Consider the following 21516-nt stretch of genomic DNA (forward strand, 5'->3'; position numbering starts at 1 on the left):
CATGACGCACGCAGCACACGAGAAGGTGACCGTCGTCGGGATCGGTTACACCGGCCTGCCGCTGGCCGTGGCACTGGCACATGCGGGTGACCACGTGTGGGGTGTGGACGTCGACCGACGCCGGGTGGCCGCGGTCCAGCATGGAGACAGTCCGGTCGACACGGTCACCGCCGCGGAAATCCGGTCCGTGGCCGGCCATCTGCATCCCACCACCGACCCCGGCGTGCTGGCGGACAGCGCGATCGTCGTCGTGTGCGTGCCGACGCCGGTCCACGAGACGGACAACACCCCTGATCTGCGCCCACTGATCTCGGCGGTCACCACGATCCGCGACCACCTGCGTCCGGGACAGCTCGTCGTGGTCGAGTCCACCGTGCCCCCGGGCACCACCGTCGATCTGCTGAGGCCGATCCTCGAAGAGTCGGGTCTGGTCGCCGGAATCGACTTCAACCTGGCGTACTCGCCGGAACGCATGGATCCGGGCAACACCAGGTTCCGGCTGACAACGACTCCCCGCGTAGTCAGTGGGCTGACCCCGGCCTGCCGCGACCGAGCCGCGATGTTCTACCGGCGGGTGGTCGCGAACATACACACCACAGTCGGAATTGCCGAAGCGGAAACAACGAAGATCCTCGAAAACGTCTTTCGCCAGGTGAACATCGCCTTGGTGAACGAATTTGCCCAGGTATGCCATGAGCTGGACATCGATATCTGGGATGTCATCGCCGCGGCAGCCACAAAACCCTACGGTTTCATGCCGTTTCGGCCAGGCGCGGGTGTCGGCGGGCACTGCATTCCCGTCGACACCCTGCTGATGATCCACCACACCACCACCCGGCTGGGCCGGGCGCTGCGGCTGGCGGAGACGGCGCACGCCATCAACGCCGACATGCCCAGATGGGTGGCCGATCGCATCGTCAAGGACCTCGACGACCGAGGCGTGACACTGCCCGACGCCACCGTCCTGTTGCTCGGCGTCACCTACAAGCCCAACGTCGCCGACACTCGCGGAACGCCCGCCATCCCGCTCACCGAGGAGCTGCTGCGCCGCGGCTTGACGGTGACCTATCACGACCCGTACATCCCTGAGCTGCGCTGGGCCGGACAGCGGTTGCGCCGCTGCGACGATCTCGCCGCTGCCGTCGGCTCCGCGGATCTCGTGGTCGTAGTCCAACGTCACAGGGACTACGACGCGCAGACGCTGGCCTCGGCCAGAAGGCTGTTCGACGCCACCGGACCGGCAACCGACCACCACCGCGGCACCGCGCAGGGTTGATCCCCACAATCCGGCATGCTTCCCGGCTGCTGTATGTGCTGCTTACTCTCTGCGTACCAATGCCCGCTGGCCAACTCGCACCGCAGCTTGTCGCCGCCGTCACCCCAGATTCGCGCAACGATTACTACTCGCCTCGATCCCCCTTTGTTGGGAGCGGGCGTGCGCTGAGGATGACGTCAATGCAGTCGATCACCTCGTCCCTTGGCATCGATGGTGGGCTGATGCCGCCAAGCCTTTTGGTAGTGACTCCACAGGTCTTTCGTGTCGCCGGAGGAGCGCCAGTCGATAGTGTTTCCCAAAGTAGAGGTGAAACCGAAAATAACTGCCCGCCTTGCAGCGGGAACGATCTCGGACATCGTTGTCGAGAAGATTTCCCTGAAAGATCACAAACTACGCATCGACATCGTTCGAACCAGTATCAAGGCGGATGGCTGCCTGACCGGACTCACACTCCGTTCCTACGTGATCGTGACGTTCACCGACAACGTTCCCACGTCGGGTTTTTCAGGACGTAGTGGCGGCCGAGCCGGTGTGTCGTGCGGTTCTCGCCGAAGGCTTCGGTATCGTCACCTTCCACGGCGAGGACGCCAGTGACCTCGAAGGCGCCGTGGTGGTCGCTTTCGTCCCACTGTGGCAGCCCGTCGAGGTACACATGCGTGTTTCGACCGCACCGCAGCACGGCCCCGGCCATGGCGTTCTCGGCGATGCCGTAGAGCACGACCTCCTCGTCGAGATAGTCTGCGAAATCCACTCTGTCCTCCTGGCCGCGGCTATGGTCGGTGGTTTCAAGGCATGTCCCGCACGAATGCAATGCAGACCACCGAACTGTCGAAATCGGGATAACCGGTGAAGAATCTCTCCGGTCCGCTCTGGTAGACACGCATCGGATCCTCAGGGTCGGTACGCTCGGCGTGATTGGCATGCCACCAGCTTCCGCTGCCTTCGTCATACCATCCGTAGTCGAACTTTATGAACCCGGGCTTACCCTGGAAGAGGTCCTTGGACATGTCGACCTGCCCGGTGTGGGGGTGGGGGGCGAACCTGTCCGGATTCGGAAGCACCGACGAGGTCCCCAGCGGGTGCCCGAGGATGGTTGTGGCTGGTTTTCCGTCCAAGCCCAGCTTCTCTTCCTGGCCCGACCAGAAGTGTTTGGCGAATATGTGTGCGCGCACGTTCGACAGATCACCGGAGGGTAGCGCGTCGGTGACCCCGCGCAGCGGGGCGAGGTGTTTGTCCGCGCGTACCAGCTCGGCGAATTTCGCGGCGTCTGCAGGCCCGGTGGCGAGGATGTCGTTGAATTTCGCGGCGTACTCGGATACCTGCTGGAAACCTGCTGTCCACCGACGGCCTTGGCGGCATCTCGGGCCTCGAGCAAGGCGGTGACCTGCTCCGCCCCGATGCGGGCCCAGTACTGCCGCGTTGTCGTTTTGGCCTGCTCGTATTCGTCTTCCAACTCTTTGATCTTCGCCTGTAGGCGCGGCACGGTGAATGAGTCCTGACCCGCGCCCGGCTTCTTCAACTCGGTCTCGAGGTCCTGTCGCGCCCGAGTCAGATCGCGCCGTAATCTGTTCACCGCGTCGTTGGCGATCTCCCCGGGGCCGAGCACCTTCTCGGTCTCTGCGACCAAGCGATGGGCTCGCGCGTCGGCGAATGCCAGATTCGTCGGAGGAACCTCGATGCCGGTGCGGCCCAGGCGCACCATGGTCAGTCCGATACAGCCCAAGTCGACCGTCTTGACTTCGGCCTGGGTGAGCTTTCGCCCGATTCGGTCCTCGAAGGACTCGATATAGTCCTGTTTAGTGTGGACACGTCGCTCCGCGGCGGCCACCGGCCGGTCGAACAGGACGGAGGCCGGCGCGGGGACCGGCGACGCACTCTCCGAGACATCGCGGCCAGCCGCCCTCACGGGGTTGGCGCCATCTCTGTCGGTGGTGAGTGCTTCCTCGACACCGCGGTTGAGCGTGCGTGCCGTTGGCCTGAGTATGGTTTCAACGGCACCTTCTACCGCCCGAACGGTCGCACCCGCTAACCGTTCGGTGGCCTCCCGCATCACACGCCCGGCCTCACTCACCCGCTGACGACCTGTCCTCCCACAGCTCCGGCGTCGAGCATACGTGCGGGGGGCAAATCTGAGGCAAACCTCAGAAATCGCGCCGGGTGTAGCACCGCGCTCGGTATCGGGGAATAGCGAGCACGGCCGGAATCTGGGAGGAAGGGAGAAGCCCGAGAATGGCCAACAGAGCCCCTCCCGAAGCCGAGGCTACTTCCGCGCGACACGCCAGTCGCAGCGAAGCGACTCCCAACCATGACCAGCCCGTCATCGCGCCGGGTCCGAACAACCACAGAACATGACGCGCATTAGGTCAGGGGGTAGAGGTCAGTAGTAATCGCACGGAAAAACAACGACGATGGCTTATCAGCAGCGATGTTCGTCACCGTGACCGGCCAAACGCCTGACCACCAACACGGGGTCGCCGTAGTATCGGCCGAAAATCGGGCGGATTTGGCGTAGCCGCTGGTCAGTGGGTGCGGGGAAGCGTCAGGACCGATGAGGCTGGTCAGTTCGCGCATGGCCTGGGGCGAGGGTTTGAAATAGCGGCGCAGGTTCTCGGCCTTGCGGTGACGCGATTTGGCCATCAGTTCGAGCAGGCTCGCGCCGGATTCGCCGAGGTGTGTCAGGCCGGAGTGCCGGAGTTCGTGCAGGTCCCATCCGGTTCCGGGCCCGTCGGTGGCGGTGGCGGCGTCGAGGAGATCGCGGGCCTGGTCGTAGGACAGCGTGCGAGTCCGGTGTCCGGGCAGGTGTCGCGGTCTGCGAGGTATTTCCCTGGTCCGGGTCGGCGGTGGGTCACGAATACCGGTCCACGGCTTCGGCCGCGGAGCAATCGCGGTAGTAGCCGGGCGGTGCCGGCGTCCCAGTAGACCGTTTCGAGGACGTGCTCGTGGTGGGTGGCGCCGCGGCGGCGGGTGCGAGGTTTGGCGCCTTTGGACTTCACCCGGGCGCACCGGCCCGCCAGGTCGAGGTCCTCGATGTTGAGCTGGAGCAGTTCCTCTGTGCGAGCGCAGGTTCATACCGCATCCGCCACAGGGTCTTCTCCCGCAGATGGATCTCGCGACGGGAGATGAGCCGATCGATCGCGGTCCGCGAGCGCACTGGTGTCTCCGAGTCCAGCGGAGTCGATTGCGCGGCCGACGCCGGGACGTCCCAGCCTTGCTCTCGGCACCAGGACAGCCATTTCGCGACCGCGGCGCGGCGCGCGGTCCAGGTGTTGACCGCCGCTTGGCCCCAGAGAGATTCCAGGGCCGCGCCGATCTCGTCGTCGGTGACCGCTCATCGCCTGTGCTGCCCGGACCGCGTCCCATTGCCGCTGCCAATGTAACGGTGCCATCGTGGTGTATCTCGGCCCATGCCTCCCGGAAGGCGTCCGTCCGGCCGTCGCCGCGATTCATCGCCGTAATCCACCGGCGTAGTCCGACCCGGGGGTTGAACGTATTGCCGCCGTCGAGTGGATGCGGGCAATCCGTGCTGGCGTGCTGGACGGCGGACTCGCTCGCCCTCTTCAGTCGGTCTCGGGCGTCCGTAGGGATGGGCGAAGGGATCGAGGTCGATGCGGGTAGTCGGCTTGTCCGCATACATGTACCGGATTGCGTCGTCGAGTGCGGCGCGGATGTGCAACGGATCGTCGACCTCGAGGTAGCCCCACCGACCGAACCGGCCGCCGTTGTTCGCCGCCACACACCACAGGTTGCTGGCGGTGTCTGCCTTGATCTGGCGGGCGCCTTGGTCCTTTCGGCCGCCGGAGACCTCCAGAATCAGGTAGCGCTGTACATCCTCGTCCCGGCGGCGGAGCCGAACGAGGAAGCCCGGCCGGTAACGGCGCACGGCCCCGGTTTAGGGGATGGCGAATTCCAAGCGGTCATTCTTGACATAGGCGGCCACGTCAGCGTGCCGTTCCAGCTCAAGGGCGGCGATCTCCTCCCAGATGTTGCCGGAGCCTCCGCCGCCGGAGTCGAGCACTACATGAGACACTGGCACTTCTCATCCGTCACGTGAGTGGCCTTGGTCGTCTGGAAGCGCACGTCGTCGGCGCTTCCGGGGGGTGGGCAGAATGCACGATCGCGGACCACCGGATCGCGAGAGCGTTCGTTCCAGACGATATGGCCGGTCCGGTGCTGCGCGGCATCCTCGGCGTACACGCCGATCATCAGCCCGGGAAAACGCCGTCGCTGTATCGGACCCTGCTCCCCATCCATTCCCGTGTCGCACGAACCCACTGCGGGACCAGCCACGGCTCGTGCACCTTCTGCGCATCCGAATACAGCGGCAGCAAGGAGTTCACCGCTAGCTTGAACGCCACCTCATTGGATCGTTTGCCGCGCAGATCGTCCAGGGTATGCGCATCTGTGGCACCGATGACACCGGACACCTCTGTGCTGATCTGCTCGTGAAAGATTTTGTGGCATTCCGCCCGACCGTGATCGAACATCTTTTAAGATCTTCGAGAGGTGACGAACCGTTCTCCGAACTGTAGTGTGACTGACCTCCCGATGTGTCCACTCGCGGCCACCATCCGCCGGCGCAGCGCTCGAGGGCCAGTCCGCGAAAGCTCAGATCCGACCCGTGATTCCGGGCCAACTGGAAATCAGGGGCTGATAGCGGGCATCATTTTCGTTCTTCGGTTGCAGTGGTGACGGACGCAATTCTTCCTTCGTGATCGTCTCGACCCCTCGGCAGGTGGCCGCTCTCGGAGTCGCCGTTCGGCGCCTTGCCATCACGCAATGGCGTAGCGGAACCTATCGAGATATTGAAGTCGAATATTAGCCCCCTCTTTAAATCGACTTGACTTGCACGGAATGGGTTCGAGCATTTTTTGTTTCTTGGAAGAATCTGATGCTGCCACTGGTAAACATCCGCATTCGAGTAAGTGCCATGGTAGGCGATCAATTGTGGCCCACGACTTTCCGGTGGCATCCAGGGAAGCCCGGGATCTTGCTCTCGTATCAGGTGAACCATCACGAGTTCTTCGAGCAAGAAGGCCAAAGTTGCACGGTCGTGCTCCTGGACCTCCGCATGGACCAACGCGCTGAATATTGGGTCGGTAGCAATTCTTCTTTCAAGAATTTCAACGCACTTCTGAAAGGTTCTGGCGACTCCCAAGAGAAGATGATTCCACGAGACACACTCCAACACACCAGATTCGACGAGTGCATGTCCCTTTGTTGCTTCGATCCGGCGGAAAGCGTTCTGGTGACCGAGCATCTGCGCAACAGTCCGCCTGTGAACGCTGAACGCGGACTCCTTGCCGTTATTACAGTACAGGCCATCAGTATACAATATGACGATCTTCAACGCGCGCTCGGGATTTGCCGTAAGGAAGGACAGGACCACGTCGTATGTCGCCTGTGGCCCCTGTGAGTTCTGTAGTTTGCTCATGGAAAGCGGCAGGATGAGGGTGGAATTGTTCGGTAGCGGACCGATTTCATCCCCACGCGCTCGAATAATTTTTCCGCTACCATCGGGTGGCGCCACCACATCCTGGTTGATCGGATTCATCTACCCTTACCTTTACCCTTACACTCGCGGCTATATTTTTTGAGGCTCATTAAATGGTATTCGGTCGTACACTGCGAAGAATGCGCCGAGTTCTCGCAGCGGTGGACAATTGGACGTGGCGAAACAATTCATTCGACGCTAGAATTAGCGATAGAAACCGAATCAATGGAAACCTAGGATATGTGTGCGATGATGGTGCTGAATGAAGCTTTTGGCGCACTAGATGTGCTCGACCGACGTGGGCGCCGCCGGATGAACTAACGACAAGTAATTTCACGCAGCGCCAATTTCGTGGTGGACATAGGCTGACAAGTAGCCCGATGATAGCGGAATGTCACAGATGGTGGCAAGCCGCTGTATGCGTCCCGGGGAAGTCGAAGTCTCAATCCGTGAACCCGTTGCTCTGGCGAGGGGGCCCGAAGCTTGTCGGCACTTCCGACGGCAAGCCGCCGACGCGGCGGCCCCGCGATGGAGAGGAATCCGAGTATGGATGATGATCCGGGTAAGTCCCCGGGCGACCGGATCGCCCACCGCCACTCCTGCAGCATGAAATCCCGCTGCACCGCGTCGAGTGCGTGTTGCGCGTCCTGGGCCGCAAGGTGCTGTCGCTGCTGCTGACGGCCGGTCAGGGGGCGGACTGCCCGCAGTTCACCGCGGTGCTCGAGGCGATCTCGGCGCCCCGCCTGGGCGCCGGTCGCCCGCGGACCCGTCCGGACGAGGCACTCGCGGACAAGGCGTACAGCTCGCGCGCCAACCGCTCCTATCCGCGCCGACGAGGAATCACCGCGACGATTCCGGTCCGGGCCGACCAAGCCGCCAATCGGCGCAAGAAGGGTTCTGACGGTGGAAGGCCACCGGTGTTAGACGCCGAACGATATAAACAGCGTCACGCGGTCGAGTGCGGGATCGGACAGCTGAAGGAAAACCGGTTCGTGGCAACACGGATTGGTTCGATCCTGCCTTCTCAGTAACGCCGCCGCATCAGTACCTCGGTGGTGCTACCTAGGCGAAAGATGGCAACCCGCTGCACGCGGCACCTTCTGCGGGGACAGCTGCCGCGCGACCAGTCCGGCTTCCGGGCCACGACACCACCTTCCTCACCGATCCGGCCAACGCCAACCGGCCGGCCAACACCCTGCGCGCGTACCGCGGCGACCTGACCGGCTTCGCCGAGTACGTCGACGGCGGCCTGCCCGGCGTGGACGTCGCCGCGGTGCGCGGATTCCTGTCCGCGATCGCGGATCTCGCGCCGGCCACCGCAAGCGCAAGCGCGCCGCGGTCGCGGCGTTCTGCCGGTGGGCCGTCCGGCACGACCTGCTCGCGGCCAACCCGATGGACAAGGTCGACACGATCACCGTGCCCAAGACGCTGCCGCGCCCGGCGCCAGCCGCCGACATCGCCAAGGTGCTCGCCGCGATCTGCGCGCGCCGCCCACGCAAGGACGTCCCGGTCGACGTCCTGCGGGATCGGGTGCTGTTCGAGACCGCCTACGTCTGCGGCGCCCGGGCCAGTGAGGTGTGCGAGCTGTATGTCGAGGATTTCGACCTGTGCCTGGACGACGAACACGTGCGACTGCACGGCAAGGGCGGCTCGGTGCGCACCGTGCTGGGGTGCCGTTAAGGATCGTGTCAGGAGCGGCAAACGAGCGTTTCGGGTGTGTGCTGGTGGTGTGCGGTGTAGCTTCCGGCGGTGGCTCAGGAGTTGGGTGAGGACGAGCTGATCGATCGTTGGACGCTGGTCGGCAATGAGCTGGAGCTCGTTGCGGGCAAGCGTGGTGCGACGAAGCTCGGGTTCTCGGTAATGCTGCGGTTCTATACCGAACATGGCCGGTTCCCTCGTGGTCGGGGCGAGATCCCAGACAACGCGGTGGAGTACGTGGCGCGGAAGGTCGGGGTTACCCGGACCGAGATCGCTTTCTACGAGTGGTCGGGTCGCACGAATCGGTTCCACCGCAACCAGATTCGCGGTTCGCTGGGATTTCGTGAGTGCAGCGTCGCCGACGCGGACGCTGTCGCGGACTGGCTGGTCGCGCATGTCACCCAGAGCGAACGATCGGCCGAGCAGGTCCGTGTACGCCTTCTGGAGCGTTTTCGTGCCGAGCGGATCGAGCCGCCCACCGGCGGCCGAATCGAGCGCGTGGCTCGGTCGGCATTGAGCCGCGGGGAGGAGCTGCTGTTCGAGCGGGTCGCGTCCCGGCTATCGGACGCGGTGGTTGACCGGATGTTCGCGTTGATCGGTGTTGGTGAGGGTGACGCTGAGATCGAGCACGGTCCGATGGTGTTCGCCGCGATCCGCTCCGATCCGGGCGCGGTCAGTTTGAACACGATGCGGGGGGCAGGGAGCATTCGCCGGAAATCCGGCCCTAAGGATTTATGGCAGATAGCGGCCCACTATCTGCCATAAACTGCGAGTTGTCCTGGCGCGACGGCATCTCCGCGACGGGGCAACTCGGGAAACTATCTGCCGTAGAACGGGGAGGTGGTCGCAGTGGGGACGGTGAGCGCGCTGCCGACACCGGGGTCCGGCTGGCCGACGCGGTGACCATGTTCCTGGACACGAACACCCGCCGCGGCTACGCGGCCGCGTTGGATCGGCTCGTGCGCGACTTCGGCGCGGACACCGATGTGGCCCTGTTGGCCCCTGATCGGGTGTCGGGCTGGTTCGTGTTCGTGTGGGGCGGCAGGTCGCCGAAGACGTTCAACCTCCGGTTGACCGCGTTGGCGTCGGCGCGTGGGTGGTGGCGTGAGCAGGGCTGGCTCGCCGGTGATCCGCTGGTGCGCCTGGCGGCGCGGCCGGCCCCGCCGGACAACAGCCGGGCGATGACCCACGCCGAGGTCGCCGAACCGCTGGACTCGGGCGCGCCGCTGCGGGAGCGCACGTTGTGGACGATGCTGTACGAGACCGCGGCCCGGGCCGAGGAGATCCTGACGCTGGATGTCACCGATCTCGATACCGTGAACCGCTGCGCCATGGTGGTCCGCAAGGGCGGTGCGCGCGACGTCGTCTATTGGCAGACCGGCACCGCCCGGCTGCTGCCCCGGTTGATCGCCGGCCGTAAACGCGGGCCGCTGTTTCTGACCGACCGCAAGGCGAAGCCGTCTGTCGCGTTGTCGGATGTCGACCCGGCCACCCAGCGGGCCCGGCTGTCGTACCGGCGGGCGGCGACGCTGTTCGAGGAACACACAACGGTGATGAAGCGCGGCCCGTTCACGCTGCACCAGCTCAGGCACAGCAAACTCACCCATGCCGCCGAGAACGGTGCGTCCACGCCGATGCTGATGGCGCTGTCCGGGCACGCCTCGGTGCGCAGCCTCGCGAAGTACACGAAGGTGTCGGCCGAGGCGCTGGGGCGTTGGCAGGCGGCCACCGATCCGGCCTCGCGTCGACGCGGCCGGTGACCTCGGTCGAGCCTGCTCCCGAACGATGCGGTGGCGGCCGGGGATTTTCCTGGAGGTTCAGGAACATCTGCGAGAAACCCGGCGCCAACCTGCTGTTGTTGAATCTCGGCCGGCGATCCTCGTCATCCAGATAGCAGTAGCGCTCCAGATCCTGCCGCGACATCGCGGGGAACAGGCCGTAGCCGCCCTCATCCATCACCGCGACATGAAATTACCCATAGCCCAATGCTGCTCGGCAAACGACCGGCTTAGCGCCGGATTTCCGGCGGATGCTCCTCTACCCCCGAGCGCGCCTTGATCCTGGAACGCCAACGCGAGGGCAACGCCGCCGCGAAGGCCCGCGGTGTCTGCCGAAGGCGCATCCTCGTGGCCTCGCGTCCCTGGACGCCGAGGTGAGGCTCACCCCATCGCAAGCTTCTAGGCAACCAATTAGCGACGGTGCTCGCGTTGAAGGCTCGACTCTGGCGAAACGCGCGATGAAATACATTTCCCAAGCTAAAGGCGGATAAGACGCAACTGGACCAGCTCCGCAACCCCAATGAATAGGCTGCCACCACGAGATAACCCGCACTCAACAGCTATTGATCGGCTATGTTCGGTGCGAGGCCGTGTCTACAACGTGGAGGCAGAGCATGGCGGTCGGCACGTTCAGGTATCAGAACTCTTATGGGTACTCCGATCAGATTCAGAACCCCGAGGAGTACCGCACCTACAACATCGAGATCACGCCAGGGTCGGTAGAGAACAACACCAACACCACGGTCCGCATGTACACCGAAGAGGACGGCCGTGGAGACTCCGACTACCTCAACCCCGGAAACAGCAGGTACATCACAACCAACTACCGTAGCTGCGTTTTCACGACCTAGCTGTACTGACCCGGGAGGTTGGGGACGCGAACCGCTGGTGGATGTCCGCCGAGGGCGGTGTGGCGGCGGTGGGCTCTCCTGTGTCCATTGGTTGGGTGACGAAGACGCCGGAGCACTCGCGGCGGCCGCCGTCGTCAACGGCGGTGACCTGCGGTCGGCGCATATCGCTACCTGCACGGCTTTTACAATCGGCTGCCGCACAGCGCGCGGGCCAGCATCCCACGCTCGCCGAGTTGGGGCTGCTGCACACCCGATACCCAGCCATCGTCAAGTAGTAACTTGTGATGACATACACCGCCACCGCTTCCGCCGGGGGCGCTACTGCAGCTGATCGCGGCGGCGGATCAGGCAGGCGGTCTCGGCGGTGCGGGTGCCGTACTGCGTGAGGAGCTGCGACATAGTCGATCGCATAGCGAGCCGAAACTGTTGGAATACCGGGGTCCGGCGGTCACAGTCAGCGTTGCGTCAGCCGGTAGAAAGCGGTGATGAGGACGAACACTGCCCCGGCGAGCATCACGGCGAGCAAGACATCGATGATCACGGGCACGGTGCCGAAAGGCACGACGATCTGTCTGAGGTAGTTGACGCCGAGAATCGGAACGAGATACGCCCACCATGGCGCCCATTTCCGGGTTCCTCGTGCGGGAATGCTGTCTCTCACGGAGCGGAACCTATCTGGTCTTCGGCTGTTCCCGCCACCGGATACCTTCCCCCAGCTGAGACAACACACAGGTCCGACTGTCCAGATCCGCCCTAGCTGAGCTTGGGGGCGGTCGCGTCCTGAACTCGGATGTCTGGTTCGAGCTTCGCAGAGAAGGGCCCGGTGCCCAGTGGCGTAGCGGCAAGATCCCCGCCGTTCGCGACCGGGGACGTGGCACCGCAGGTCCAGGCCACGGCGTCACGGTCGACTCCGATGCGGCCCATGGACGCCGCAAAAACGACCGCTGCAAGAGTGCTGGGATCACACCAATCGCGGTCGATGCAGCTGAACCTGACGGTTGGGGCAGAAGAACCAGTCGGTGTCCGCCGACGCACCTGGCCCGGCCAGGCGACACCGGTTACCCAGGGTGCCGCCGCGCGCAAACCACCCTGACCACACGTCGGCGGCTGGGTTGCCCACAACGGTGGTCGGCTTGCGTGATGGGCGGGCGGGGATCCATTTTTCTTTGCATAAACCGCCGAGCTTTTGGGTAACTGTTGGATAGCGTTGTCCTAACGGACTGGTCGCTGGTAACGGCGGCGCCTTCGCAGATCACTCCTGGGCTCGACTCGGTGGTGCTCATCCGATTCCGACTTGCGACCTGAGCCGATCCCACGGTGTCGGCGCGGAGACGCCCATGGTTACCACCGCATCCTCACCCGATTCGTTCGCAACCGCCGCCCCCGTCACCGGGCTCGTGAGCCGCTCACAGGCTGTGGCTTCTGCTGCGGGGTCATCGACCGACCGCCGCGACCAGATCCTCATGCCCTTGCGGATACCGGCCCTGATCGCCGGTGTCGTACTGATCTGCCTGGGCCTGACCGCCGTGGCCTCGTTGCAGGGGTGGATACGTGACTACGGTGGCGTGCTCGTCGCCGTCGCCTACCTGCAGTACATGTCCCTGGCCGCAGCGCTGACCGCACGGGGCGTGCGTATGAGCCGAAACCGCTCCCGCTGATCGCACCGCTGCTCCAGCCACCCCCCAGCGCTTGCCGCACGGTCCGCGCGGCGCGCGGTGGGAGGGAGTGAACCCCCTCGCGAGGTTTCAGTGCTCGACTTCGTGGACGACGGCTTCGGCGCGTATGTGCAGGACTTCCTGCAGAACCATCCTCGACATCGCCATGTTCGACAGGTGCCCGGGCAAGGTGATCACCGTGTGCGCTGCGGCGCGGCGGCATTCCTGCATCATCTCGGCGAACGCCGGGGGCAGCAGGCCGCCCTGTGGTGGTGGTTCGTGGAACACGGTGGCCAGCTCGTAGCCCAGCGAGCGGGCGGCGGTCCGTAACGTGTCCTCACCCACCTCCCGATCACGGTCGCCGATCAGGTCATCGCGCAGATACCCGTAAGCAAGAGGCAGCAGTGCAGTAGTCATCATGAAAACCAGTTCCGCATCGACGGCCAACTGGAAAGACAATCGTCCCCTGGCCGGCCGGATGGACATGTTCGCCGCAGCCCCGCCCGCAAAGCCGGGGCCCGGCACCGGTGGACACCACGTATCCGATTCCACGACCGCGTCCCCCGTTGGGCGTCGTTGCCCGCTCGGCTCCACCACGCTGTGCACCACAAGGGGTCCGCCATCGTCTTCGACGAGCATCAACCACCCCGATGGAACCCTGCCCACCAGCAGCCCTACCCGCCCACACCACCAACCCTGCCCGCATAGGTAGACAACCCCCATCCGAAACCCGCACACCACTACCTACCGCGCGCATGGCCTGCCCAGCTGGGCAAGAACCTTCCACAGCAGACCGCGTCGTTCGCGGCCCGCTGGACACGGCACCGCAGGCTCAGCCCTGGCGCACGACCGAACCTGCGGTGTTTTCGACCAGTGTCCGAATTCACTGCTTTCAAACCCCGGCCTCGACCGCGACACTGCCACTTCGTCCTGACATGTCAAGCGCCCAGCAGCGGGCGCTGCGACACTTCCGGCGGGATGCTTACCGGCCCGGGGTGTGACCATCACGTCCCGGCCTAAGGAAAATGAAAATCATTTCCTGATAGGGTCTCGCTCCGGTGCTTGGTGATGTCGCCGCACCCGCTGTCTCTGCGCAGTCCGCGCAGGGCAGGAGATCGAGAGTTGAAGGCAGGAATGAACAGGATCGCTCGCGCTACCGTCGTCGCTGTCACGGTGGTGAGTGCCATGGGAATCGGGTCCGGCACGGTTGTGGCCGCTCCCGCGACGCTGAACAGGCACACACTCAGTACCGAAATCATGCCGGGGGTCCACTACACCAGCGACACCCTGGATCAGTCGGTCGTCATCGAGACCGGGATGGCCACCCTCATCAGCCAGGGTGGTCAGTTCCAGGTGAAGGACGCAACCGGCACGACCGTGGCCGGGGTGGTGTCCTTCGCGGTCAAGCCCAAAGCCCTGGAAGTGCTCGAAGCTCCCGACGAGGTCAAGGCGGCTGTCCGGGCAGCGACACCGGATATGCATCTCGAGGACATCGCCGCCGATCCGCGAACCGAGCGATTCGACACCGCGATCCAGGCCGCTATCAACGAGTTCGATCTGGCCGTCGGAATCGGGACGTTGGGCGGCGGTGTGATCGGTGCGGCTGTCGGTTGCGGGGTCGGTGCGGTGGCCGGCGCGGTCTTCGGGGCTCCGATCCTTGATGCCGGTGGCCTCACCCTCATCGCCGGGTGCCTCGCGGGTGCGGGGGTGCTCGGCGGACTCGGTGCCATCGCCGGTGCGGCGATTCTCGGTATCCCGGTGGGGATCGCTGCTGCCGTCAAGTTCCACAACACCATGAACCACCCCTACGACGAGGAAGATTCGCAGGGCACACAGCACACCGACTCCGCCCCGCGTAACTTCCACGACACCGCAAGCCGATAGGTGAACGCACACCACTACGTGAGCCTGGATGCCGTCGAGCCCCCGCTCGGCGGCATCGTTCATCCGGTCCGCGCCGTCCCCGTACAGGCAGCACTGTTGCCGCTCGTCGTCGGTGTTTCGCAAGATCTGCGCCCGCTCACGCTTTCACGACCACTCCTCGCCGGGGGCGGGTCTTCACGCCCACCAACATTCCCGCACCGATCAGGTCCGTGAGCCGAAACGACCCCGGCTTGCCTCACAGTCGGTTGATGAGGGGCCGGGGTCGTTGTCTACCTGCGGGTGCCGCACCCCCGGTGCTGTGGGACCGAGCGCGACGTAATCCATTCGATCACGATTGATGTTGTGCAACAGAGCTTTTGACACGCGTTTCATCGAGTGTGCGTGACAATGCTGGTGGGCAGTCGGTTGCACATGGGATCGCGGCCCTTATCCGGCTACTGGCGGTGGTCGTCCTTCCAGGCGGAGGAATCCGGGGCGGTTGGCAGCGATTTCCAGCCAGCCGGCGGGGTTGGCGATCAGAGCGTTGCCTTCGGCATCCCACAGGAGAACGCGATACAGCTGGTCGTAATCGCCTTCTCGGACGACGGCATGGACGTTGCCGATCGCCGGATACGGTGACTGCTGGTGAGCAGGGGTGGAGTGAAGGACGGGAGCAAGCATCGACGACTCACCGCGGCCGTGACGAGCAACTGCATGCGCGGACAACGCCCCAGGAACGAAAGGGATTTGTTCTGGGTCGTTTTCGATCGTGGTCATGTGATCAGGTGTAACCCCAAAGCCCCGACAACAACTCCTTGATCTGCCCTCCGAGAGCAAAGTGATACACGGGTAAGCGTTCGGGTTGCAGGGTTGAGCGATCCCGCCCTCGGAAGTGATCGGCGTTCGTCGGTGGAGCAGCGGCAGTACCCCACCCGGAACGATTCGCTCATACTCGAATTGTTCCGGATACCGGGGGTTGAGGGGGATGGTTTCCGGAACACCTCTACGGAACACCCGGAGCTGGGCCGACATTCGCGCCCCGGGGTGTTCCGGTGGCCGATCGCCTATCGGAACAGCTTCGGACATGCCGGGCCGTCGACCGACTGTGCCGGTGCCTGGCTGAGCGAGTTCGCCGTTTGAGTCTTCAGCGCTGCCCGCCCTCGAGCCCGGCGACCGCGCGGACAGCTTCGGCGACGGTGCGGTAGTCCTTGCGCAGGATGTTGCCGTGGTTGCTGGGGACCTTCGCGTGGATGGTGATGTTCGGGTTGCGTTCGACCACCTTGTCGAGGCTGGCGCGGATGCGTTCCTGCGAATCACCCTTGCTGCCGAACGAGGATCCCGAAGCGTTCACATACCTGGTCGGGACGGTGATGTTGTCCATCACCGGGCCCAGCACTCGTTCGCGGGCGATCTCGCCTGCCTCGATATTGCTGTCGGCCATCTGTTCGGCGCTCATCCGCGCGCCCAGACCCATCGCGCGCATCAGCGGCATCAACCAGCCCAGCCGCCGCCACAGTTTCCGCATTCCCTCGATATCGACCTCGTCGATCCAGTCGTGAGGTTGGGCGCCCTCGACCAGGACCGCGCCTACGGTCCGGTCGGGGTTGCGGCTGGCCCAGTGCGCCGCGACGAAAGCCCCGTAGGACCAGCCGATTACCAGCGCACGCTCCACACCCCTGGCCGCGAGCACGGCGTCGACATCGGCGACGTTGGTTTCGAACGAGTAGTCCGCCGAGGTCTCCGACTTGCCGCGGGCTCGCATGTCGTAGGTGATGTGGCGCCACCCCGGCCCGAGATCGGCAATCACGTGCCGCCAGTACTTCTGGGTGGCGACGTGACCGTTGACATAGAGCACCGGGATGCCGGGGCCGCCGGTATCGGTGACGGCCAGAGCCGTGTCACCGACCGGCACCATGCCGGTCCACGTCGAATCGGTCGGGTAAGTGCGGTTGTTCGTCATGAGTTGCTCCTGGTCGTGTCTGGGTTCTGATGCTTTTAGAGGCTGCGGGCGATGATGTCGCCGCGGGAGGTGGTGGCCCGGGGTCGAGGCCGTGATCCGCAGGACACCTCGGCGTAGGTGGCGGTGGCGCGCTCGGCGACCTTGGTGGCGCGGCTCTTGGCAGGGTTGGCGGCTGCGACCTCGACGGCGGTGTCAGCGCGGTCTGAGGCGATGAACTGGATGCGTCCGGCGGGGATGTGTCCAGGACGGCGGTGATCGGGGTGGGGGTGCCGAAGGTCTGCATCGTGCTCTCCGGTACTGGCTCGTTGTTTCTGACATCGCAAACGCTACGTTGCATTCCATTTATCGGCAACGTAAACGTTGCGCATAAGATGTGTTAACGCAGCTAAATACACATAAACTGTTGCAAAAATGTAGATCTAACGCAACGAAGCCTTCTGTGTTCGTTGCGTTGAATCGGGAGTGGACGCTACAGTCGGACCTCGGACCTCGGACCTCGGACCGCTACCACGGATTCACCAAGGAGATCGCGATGTCGGGAGGCAGGCTCACCCAGGCCGAACGCCGCCAGATCGCACTGGGACTGGCCGACAATCTCCCTTACGCCCAGATCGCCCGGCGCCTCGATCGGCCGACCTCGACGATCACGCGGGAGGTGATGCGCAACGGCGGCCCCACCGCCTACCGCGCCGACCTGGCCCAGCGCGCTACCGAACGCCGCGCCCGCCAGCGCCGCCAGGCCGCGCCTCGAGGGCAGCGAACACCGAAGCAAGCGCACGGACGCGATGTCGAGGCCATGCGCGCCTACGAGGAGACGTTCACCACCCTGCTCATGGCACAGGGCATGCCCACCATGATGGCCCGGGTGTTGACCTGCCTTTTCACCGCAGACACGGGCAGCTCCACCGTGTCCGAACTCGTCGCGCGCCTCCAGGTCACCCCGGCCTCGATCTCGAAGGCGATCGGGTTCCTCGAAAGCGAGGGCCTCGTCCGCCGCGAGCGCGACGAACGCCGCCGCGAGCGCTACATCGTCGATGACAACGTCTGGTATCGGTCGACGATCGAGAGCGCCCGCGGCCTCGCCAAGGTCGCCGAGATCACCCGCCAAGGCGTCGACGTCTACGGCCGCGGCACCCCGGCCGCCACCCGCCTGGAGAACATGGCCCGCTTCTGCGACTTCTTCAGCGAAAGCATCCTGCGCGCCGCAGCGCAGGGCCGCGAGGTCCTCTACACGAAACCTGAAACGAATTCGACCGGCATTACCGAGTCAATTCCAGATCGTGGATAGCTGTGCGGGTCGGTGAGGTCGGCAAAGCCCTTCATAGCGGCTGGGTGCCTGACCGGTTGGCGCCGCCCGGCCGGACCCCAGCACGGGTCGTCAGAACAGGGTGTCGCGTACGCGCAACGGCCGGTACCCGGTCGGGCCGAGCGCTGCCAGCTCAGCGTCGATATCGACCTCGATCGCGCCGAAGAAATTGATGTTCTCACTGTGCGCGGGCGAGATGTGAGCCAGCACCTCGCCGTCTATCCGGCGGCCCTGACGGCCATCTGCTCCACCGCGAGCCCGTAATACTCTGTGGTCCAAGCGATCACCGCATTCGTGGCCAGGGTCAGGCACCAGGCCTGCTCGGTCTGGGCTTCCAGATGACGGGCACGGAAAGCTCCTTCGTGGGCGTAGATAAGGCCGCGTTTGAGCGCATGAATGGATTCGCCCTTGTTGAGCTGGCGCGAGATCTTGCGCCGGTAGTCCGGATCGGTCAGGTACCGGCAGGCGTAGATGGTGCGACGCATCGCGCCGTACTCCTTGAGCGCTGCGGCGAGGGCGTTCTGCCGGCCCGAGGCCGACAGCTTGCCGACCAGCAGGGACGCGGTGGCGTGCCCGAACTTCAGCGACCCGGCCAGCCGCAATAGGTCGTCGTAGTGCCCAGCGATCAGGTCCAGATTCAGCTTGCGGGTCAGCAGCGGTCCCGCATGCGGGAACCGCGCCTCGGCATCGGCGCGCGGCACCGGCCGGTACAGGGTGATCTTGCCCAGGTCCCGGATGCGTGGGGACAGCTGCATCCCGAGCAGATCAAACCCTACCTGCAACGATGGACTGTCAACGGCCTCCAGAAAGGGTGCGTCGGTAGATCGGGTGTCAGCTTGCCCCGATAGTCGTAGTCTCCCGGCATCAGACCGCAACGCGGTCATGCCGTTGAGGATGCCCGAATGATCACTGAAACGATCCCCGTGTGGACCTCCCAGCAAACGCTGGTACCCCTGCGCGATGTGCTCGGGTTGTTCCAGCCGAACAGCTTGCGGTGGAGAGTCGAGGACTTCGAAGGGATCGGTCGATTCCCCTCCGGTATGAACTATGCCGAGTTCCGGGACGTGGTGGGGGCTGGGGCAGCCACTTTTGATTGGAATGCAATTCAGCAGTTCGCCGACGGTATAGACCAGATGATCGACGGCCTGATCGTTGCGACCGACGAGAACGGCACCACCGTGCTGACGATCGACGTGCTGGACAGCACCGAATACGAGATCGTCATCGATCCCGTCTGGAGCTGCGGAGCTGCGTACGTTTCCGCTGTTCGTTCCAGCCCGGCGTGGCGTGGCGGACCGTAGGACAGGTGTCGACACACCCGCGGTCGACCCGAGTCCGAGTACGGCAGCAACCTATCCATGCCTCTTCAAGCAACCCTGGGTAGGTAATCGGGTCGCCGGATCTTGGAGTTGACGGCGAAGTCGCGCTTGGGTTGTGCGTGCTGGTTGCACCAGCGGATGTAGGCGCCGATCGCGGCGTCCTGTTCGTCATGGCTGCGGTGGTCGGTTCCGTTCAACGCGAAGTAGCGCAGAGCCGCGAATTCAGCGACGATGACCTAGAGCCTTTCGCCAGGCCAGCGCGCTCGCAGTGACTTCAGCAACGACAGGAGCTCCTGCCATCGCTTCCGATCCCGGATCCGATAGTGGAGCTTGCCGGTCGATAGATCCAGAGCGCCGAGCAGGTGCCGCACGCCCTGGGTGCGCCGGTGGCCGGCAACCGTTTCGGACTCCGGCGAGGGAACCAACCACGGCCAGCGCGGGGTTGCAGGGTGAGCGGTCCGAACTCGTCCACACAGACCACCCGCCCGCTGGTGGGCTGGTGGTCGTAGAGATCCAGAACCCGGCTCATCTTCGCGGAGAACTCGGGATCGGTCTCGGCTTTCCAGGTCTTGACCGCCTGCCACGACACCCCCTCGGCCTCGAGGATCTGACGTACAGTTTCGCGGCTGATATCAGCGATTCCGTTGCTGATCAGTACTTCGCGTAGTTTCGACAGGCTCCATGTCGAGAACGGCCGACCCAGGTCCCGCGGGCAGGTTTTCGTTGATGGGATGGCGATCCGATCGCTGATCCAACGGGGAGCCGACGCGGTGGATGTCGGCTGATGCACGTGGAGATCGGAGCGGGATGCGGGTGGACGTGGACAGGCGGCTACGCCCGCGCCCAGCTGATCTGCGGCGCCCTGGCGGTGGGGCCTCTTTCACCCTGCGCGACCACGCCGGACCTCTCGGCAGCATCGCTGGGTCGGCGGGGGAGGAGGAACTCTCGCATCTCGGGCAGGGGTCGAGAGATGACCATGCGACAAGGTGCGTATAGGTGGTGCTGGCGCTACCTCCTCACGGGTAGCGCGCGCGACCGTGGTTCGGGCGTGCGGGGTATGGGCCGGGCGAATCCGAATTTCTACGCTCGATGTGGCCTGAAATTCGATCTGAACAGGAGAAATGTCTTCATGAGCGCAATGCGGCGTTATCGCCGAAGGGTCGCGCTGGCCGGTGTCGGGCTGCTGGGCGCGCTCGCAGTCCAAGCGTGCGGCACCGATACCGGCGATGGTGAACCAACCCGCACGGAGATGTACCGGACCGTCACTCAGGCCCTCGATACGCTGGTCGACAGCGGCTTCCCGGGCGCGCAGGTCACCATCGACGGACCGGATGGTCACCGGGTGCTGACCGCCGGCGCGGGTGACCTGGCCACCGGAGTGCCTATCGCCGACGATGCCCGAGTCCGGATCGGCAGCAATACCAAGACCTTCGTCGCCACGGTCGTGCTGCAATTGGCCGCCGAGGGCAAGGTCGATCTCGAGGCGCCGATCGAACGCTTGTTACCGGGCGTCGTGCAGGGCAATGGCAATGACGGCAATCGCATCACGGTCCGCCAACTGCTCCAGCACACCAGCGGCCTGCCGGACTACCTTGCCGGCGGCGATCCGGATCTGACGGCTGTCGCGAGCACCCCGCAGCTGCGGGCCGATGCCGACGAAATCCGCTGGGCTCATTACGAACCCGCGGACCTGGTGCGAATCGCCCTGTCGATGCCGCCCCGATTCGAACCGGGGGCGCGTTCGGTCTATACGAACACCAATTACATTCTACTCGGCATGCTGATCGAGAAGATCACCGGTCGCTCGGCCGAGGTCGAGATCGCCGGCCGCATCCTGGAACCACTGGGCTTGCGCGACACCTATTTCCCCGACGCGCGCGAGATCGGCATCCGGGGGCCGCATCCGCGCGGATATCAGGAAACCGGCGGTCGTCGCATCGATTTCACCGATCTGGACTCCTCCTGGGCCGGCACCGCGGGCGCGATGGTCTCCACCCCCGACGACCTGAACCGTTTCTTCACCGCCTTGCTCACCGGGAAGTTACTGCGCACGGCGCAGTTGGCCGAGATGAAACAGGCGGTCCCGTGGGACCGCGGAGAACCCGGTTCCGGTTACGGACTCGGCCTGATTCACCACCCGGTCTCCTGTGGCAAGGAGGTGTGGGGCCACGGCGGCAGCATTCCGGGCTTCGCAACCCGCAACGGCGTGGCGTCCGACGGCACCGCCGTCGTGGTGACCGTCAATCAGCTTCCGGTCGATACGGCCGCCTCTGACGCGGTGTCGAAGCTGTTGGATGCCGCTGTCTGCGCACGATGAGG

22 protein-coding genes and 2 pseudogenes are annotated in these 21516 nt (G+C 64.5%); 13 read left to right on the forward strand and 11 right to left on the reverse strand.

Annotated features, from left to right (window positions below; genetic code table 11):
• Position 1 precedes the first annotated feature (1 nt).
• Together M8859_RS31410 and M8859_RS37815 are read left to right on the forward strand one after the other, a co-directional pair.
• Entirely contained in the window at positions 2 to 1276 is a 1275-nt protein-coding gene (locus M8859_RS31410; protein ID WP_159930251.1) for a nucleotide sugar dehydrogenase, read from the forward strand.
• Positions 1277 to 1582: 306 nt separating this feature from the next.
• On the forward strand, positions 1583 to 1870 hold the full coding sequence (locus M8859_RS37815; protein WP_372492960.1) for an MspA family porin: 288 nt from the start codon (positions 1583 to 1585) through the stop codon (positions 1868 to 1870).
• Here the strand turns inward: M8859_RS37815 and M8859_RS31415 are convergent.
• From M8859_RS31415 to M8859_RS31425, 3 genes are all read right to left on the reverse strand, one after another.
• Positions 1752 to 2027, reverse strand: coding sequence for a hypothetical protein (locus M8859_RS31415; RefSeq protein ID WP_195071850.1), 276 nt, complete (start codon positions 2025 to 2027; stop codon positions 1752 to 1754). The genes M8859_RS37815 and M8859_RS31415 overlap by 119 nt on opposite strands.
• A gap of 34 nt (positions 2028 to 2061) precedes the next feature.
• Positions 2062 to 2448: a hypothetical protein gene (locus tag M8859_RS31420; protein ID WP_195071812.1), complete on the reverse strand. Its 387-nt coding sequence runs from the start codon at positions 2446 to 2448 to the stop codon at positions 2062 to 2064.
• A gap of 1186 nt (positions 2449 to 3634) precedes the next feature.
• The gene (locus tag M8859_RS31425) at positions 3635 to 3913 is read right to left on the reverse strand and encodes a hypothetical protein (protein ID WP_223515933.1); all 279 of its coding nucleotides are present in this window, start codon (positions 3911 to 3913) and stop codon (positions 3635 to 3637) included.
• A 946-nt stretch (positions 3914 to 4859) separates the two neighbouring features.
• Here M8859_RS31425 and M8859_RS31430 point away from each other — a divergent pair.
• Positions 4860 to 5327, forward strand: coding sequence for a hypothetical protein (locus M8859_RS31430; protein ID WP_195071814.1), 468 nt, complete (start codon positions 4860 to 4862; stop codon positions 5325 to 5327).
• Positions 5328 to 5478: 151 nt separating this feature from the next.
• Here M8859_RS31430 and M8859_RS31435 read toward each other — a convergent pair whose 3' ends face one another.
• Positions 5479 to 5760 carry a hypothetical protein gene (locus M8859_RS31435; protein WP_249645356.1) on the reverse strand — a complete coding sequence of 94 codons (282 nt, stop codon included), beginning with the start codon at positions 5758 to 5760 and terminating at the stop codon, positions 5479 to 5481.
• A 176-nt stretch (positions 5761 to 5936) separates the two neighbouring features.
• Entirely contained in the window at positions 5937 to 6827 is an 891-nt protein-coding gene (locus M8859_RS31440) for a hypothetical protein (protein WP_159930257.1), read from the reverse strand.
• Between the two features lie 551 nt (positions 6828 to 7378).
• Here M8859_RS31440 and M8859_RS31445 point away from each other — a divergent pair.
• The 5 genes and pseudogenes from M8859_RS31445 to M8859_RS31465 all read left to right on the forward strand — a co-directional run.
• A pseudogene (locus M8859_RS31445) lies at positions 7379 to 7771 on the forward strand (transposase); the annotation flags it as partial.
• Positions 7772 to 8159: 388 nt separating this feature from the next.
• Complete coding sequence (locus M8859_RS31450) at positions 8160 to 8447, forward strand: site-specific integrase (protein ID WP_249645357.1); 288 nt, start codon at positions 8160 to 8162, stop codon at positions 8445 to 8447.
• A 69-nt stretch (positions 8448 to 8516) separates the two neighbouring features.
• Positions 8517 to 9230: a DUF4158 domain-containing protein gene (locus M8859_RS31455; RefSeq protein WP_195071816.1), complete on the forward strand. Its 714-nt coding sequence runs from the start codon at positions 8517 to 8519 to the stop codon at positions 9228 to 9230.
• An 8-nt stretch (positions 9231 to 9238) separates the two neighbouring features.
• Positions 9239 to 10225 carry a tyrosine-type recombinase/integrase gene (locus M8859_RS31460; RefSeq protein ID WP_249645358.1) on the forward strand — a complete coding sequence of 329 codons (987 nt, stop codon included), beginning with the start codon at positions 9239 to 9241 and terminating at the stop codon, positions 10223 to 10225.
• A gap of 632 nt (positions 10226 to 10857) precedes the next feature.
• On the forward strand, positions 10858 to 11094 hold the full coding sequence (locus tag M8859_RS31465) for a hypothetical protein (RefSeq protein ID WP_195071817.1): 237 nt from the start codon (positions 10858 to 10860) through the stop codon (positions 11092 to 11094).
• Between the two features lie 454 nt (positions 11095 to 11548).
• Here M8859_RS31465 and M8859_RS31470 read toward each other — a convergent pair whose 3' ends face one another.
• Entirely contained in the window at positions 11549 to 11755 is a 207-nt protein-coding gene (locus M8859_RS31470) for a hypothetical protein (protein WP_249645359.1), read from the reverse strand.
• A 676-nt stretch (positions 11756 to 12431) separates the two neighbouring features.
• On the opposite strand from M8859_RS31470, the gene M8859_RS31475 reads away from it, so the two are divergent.
• A complete protein-coding gene (locus M8859_RS31475) occupies positions 12432 to 12752 on the forward strand; it encodes a hypothetical protein (protein ID WP_249645360.1) in 321 nt (106 codons plus the stop codon).
• Between the two features lie 87 nt (positions 12753 to 12839).
• On the opposite strand, the gene M8859_RS31480 is transcribed toward M8859_RS31475, so the two are convergent.
• Entirely contained in the window at positions 12840 to 13235 is a 396-nt protein-coding gene (locus tag M8859_RS31480; protein WP_249645361.1) for a hypothetical protein, read from the reverse strand.
• Positions 13236 to 13934: 699 nt separating this feature from the next.
• Here M8859_RS31480 and M8859_RS31485 point away from each other — a divergent pair.
• Positions 13935 to 14633 (forward strand): hypothetical protein, encoded by a 699-nt coding sequence (locus tag M8859_RS31485; RefSeq protein ID WP_195071820.1) that lies wholly within the window; start codon positions 13935 to 13937, stop codon positions 14631 to 14633.
• Positions 14634 to 15059: 426 nt separating this feature from the next.
• On the opposite strand, the gene M8859_RS31490 is transcribed toward M8859_RS31485, so the two are convergent.
• Together M8859_RS31490 and M8859_RS31495 are read right to left on the reverse strand one after the other, a co-directional pair.
• A complete protein-coding gene (locus M8859_RS31490; RefSeq protein WP_249645362.1) occupies positions 15060 to 15389 on the reverse strand; it encodes a hypothetical protein in 330 nt (109 codons plus the stop codon).
• 367 nt (positions 15390 to 15756) lie between these two features.
• Complete coding sequence (locus tag M8859_RS31495) at positions 15757 to 16572, reverse strand: alpha/beta fold hydrolase (protein WP_195071822.1); 816 nt, start codon at positions 16570 to 16572, stop codon at positions 15757 to 15759.
• A 532-nt stretch (positions 16573 to 17104) separates the two neighbouring features.
• On the opposite strand from M8859_RS31495, the gene M8859_RS31500 reads away from it, so the two are divergent.
• Positions 17105 to 17860 carry a helix-turn-helix domain-containing protein gene (locus M8859_RS31500; RefSeq protein WP_195071846.1) on the forward strand — a complete coding sequence of 252 codons (756 nt, stop codon included), beginning with the start codon at positions 17105 to 17107 and terminating at the stop codon, positions 17858 to 17860.
• A gap of 90 nt (positions 17861 to 17950) precedes the next feature.
• Here the strand turns inward: M8859_RS31500 and M8859_RS31510 are convergent.
• Positions 17951 to 18702, reverse strand: a pseudogene (locus tag M8859_RS31510) (Tn3 family transposase); the annotation flags it as partial.
• A gap of 78 nt (positions 18703 to 18780) precedes the next feature.
• Between M8859_RS31510 and M8859_RS31515 the strand changes: the two are divergent.
• The gene (locus M8859_RS31515; protein WP_195071823.1) at positions 18781 to 19179 is read left to right on the forward strand and encodes a hypothetical protein; all 399 of its coding nucleotides are present in this window, start codon (positions 18781 to 18783) and stop codon (positions 19177 to 19179) included.
• A gap of 65 nt (positions 19180 to 19244) precedes the next feature.
• Here the strand turns inward: M8859_RS31515 and M8859_RS31520 are convergent, their stop codons facing one another.
• Positions 19245 to 19394 carry a hypothetical protein gene (locus M8859_RS31520; RefSeq protein WP_249645365.1) on the reverse strand — a complete coding sequence of 50 codons (150 nt, stop codon included), beginning with the start codon at positions 19392 to 19394 and terminating at the stop codon, positions 19245 to 19247.
• Positions 19395 to 20326: 932 nt separating this feature from the next.
• Here M8859_RS31520 and M8859_RS31525 point away from each other — a divergent pair.
• On the forward strand, positions 20327 to 21514 hold the full coding sequence (locus M8859_RS31525; protein ID WP_249645366.1) for a serine hydrolase domain-containing protein: 1188 nt from the start codon (positions 20327 to 20329) through the stop codon (positions 21512 to 21514).
• Positions 21515 to 21516 lie beyond the last annotated feature (2 nt).

It is taken from the genome of Nocardia sputi (assembly GCF_023501985.1).

Bases quoted from the DNA above. Each gene is read 5' to 3' on its own strand.
- M8859_RS31485 (WP_195071820.1), top strand. From the start codon at position 13,935: ATGGGAATCGGGTCCGGCACGGTTGTGGCCGCTCCCGCGACGCTGAAC.
- M8859_RS31495 (WP_195071822.1), bottom strand. From the start codon at position 16,572: ATGACGAACAACCGCACTTACCCGACCGATTCGACGTGGACCGGCATG.
- M8859_RS31435 (WP_249645356.1), bottom strand. From the start codon at position 5,760: ATGTTCGATCACGGTCGGGCGGAATGCCACAAAATCTTTCACGAGCAG.
- M8859_RS31410 (WP_159930251.1), top strand. From the start codon at position 2: ATGACGCACGCAGCACACGAGAAGGTGACCGTCGTCGGGATCGGTTAC.
- M8859_RS31465 (WP_195071817.1), top strand. From the start codon at position 10,858: ATGGCGGTCGGCACGTTCAGGTATCAGAACTCTTATGGGTACTCCGAT.
- M8859_RS31450 (WP_249645357.1), top strand. From the start codon at position 8,160: ATGGACAAGGTCGACACGATCACCGTGCCCAAGACGCTGCCGCGCCCG.
- M8859_RS31475 (WP_249645360.1), top strand. From the start codon at position 12,432: ATGGTTACCACCGCATCCTCACCCGATTCGTTCGCAACCGCCGCCCCC.
- M8859_RS31440 (WP_159930257.1), bottom strand. From the start codon at position 6,827: ATGAATCCGATCAACCAGGATGTGGTGGCGCCACCCGATGGTAGCGGA.
- M8859_RS31425 (WP_223515933.1), bottom strand. From the start codon at position 3,913: ATGGCCAAATCGCGTCACCGCAAGGCCGAGAACCTGCGCCGCTATTTC.
- M8859_RS31525 (WP_249645366.1), top strand. From the start codon at position 20,327: ATGAGCGCAATGCGGCGTTATCGCCGAAGGGTCGCGCTGGCCGGTGTC.
- M8859_RS31480 (WP_249645361.1), bottom strand. From the start codon at position 13,235: ATGTCCATCCGGCCGGCCAGGGGACGATTGTCTTTCCAGTTGGCCGTC.
- M8859_RS31500 (WP_195071846.1), top strand. From the start codon at position 17,105: ATGTCGGGAGGCAGGCTCACCCAGGCCGAACGCCGCCAGATCGCACTG.
- M8859_RS31490 (WP_249645362.1), bottom strand. From the start codon at position 15,389: ATGACCACGATCGAAAACGACCCAGAACAAATCCCTTTCGTTCCTGGG.
- M8859_RS31515 (WP_195071823.1), top strand. From the start codon at position 18,781: ATGATCACTGAAACGATCCCCGTGTGGACCTCCCAGCAAACGCTGGTA.
- M8859_RS31430 (WP_195071814.1), top strand. From the start codon at position 4,860: ATGGGCGAAGGGATCGAGGTCGATGCGGGTAGTCGGCTTGTCCGCATA.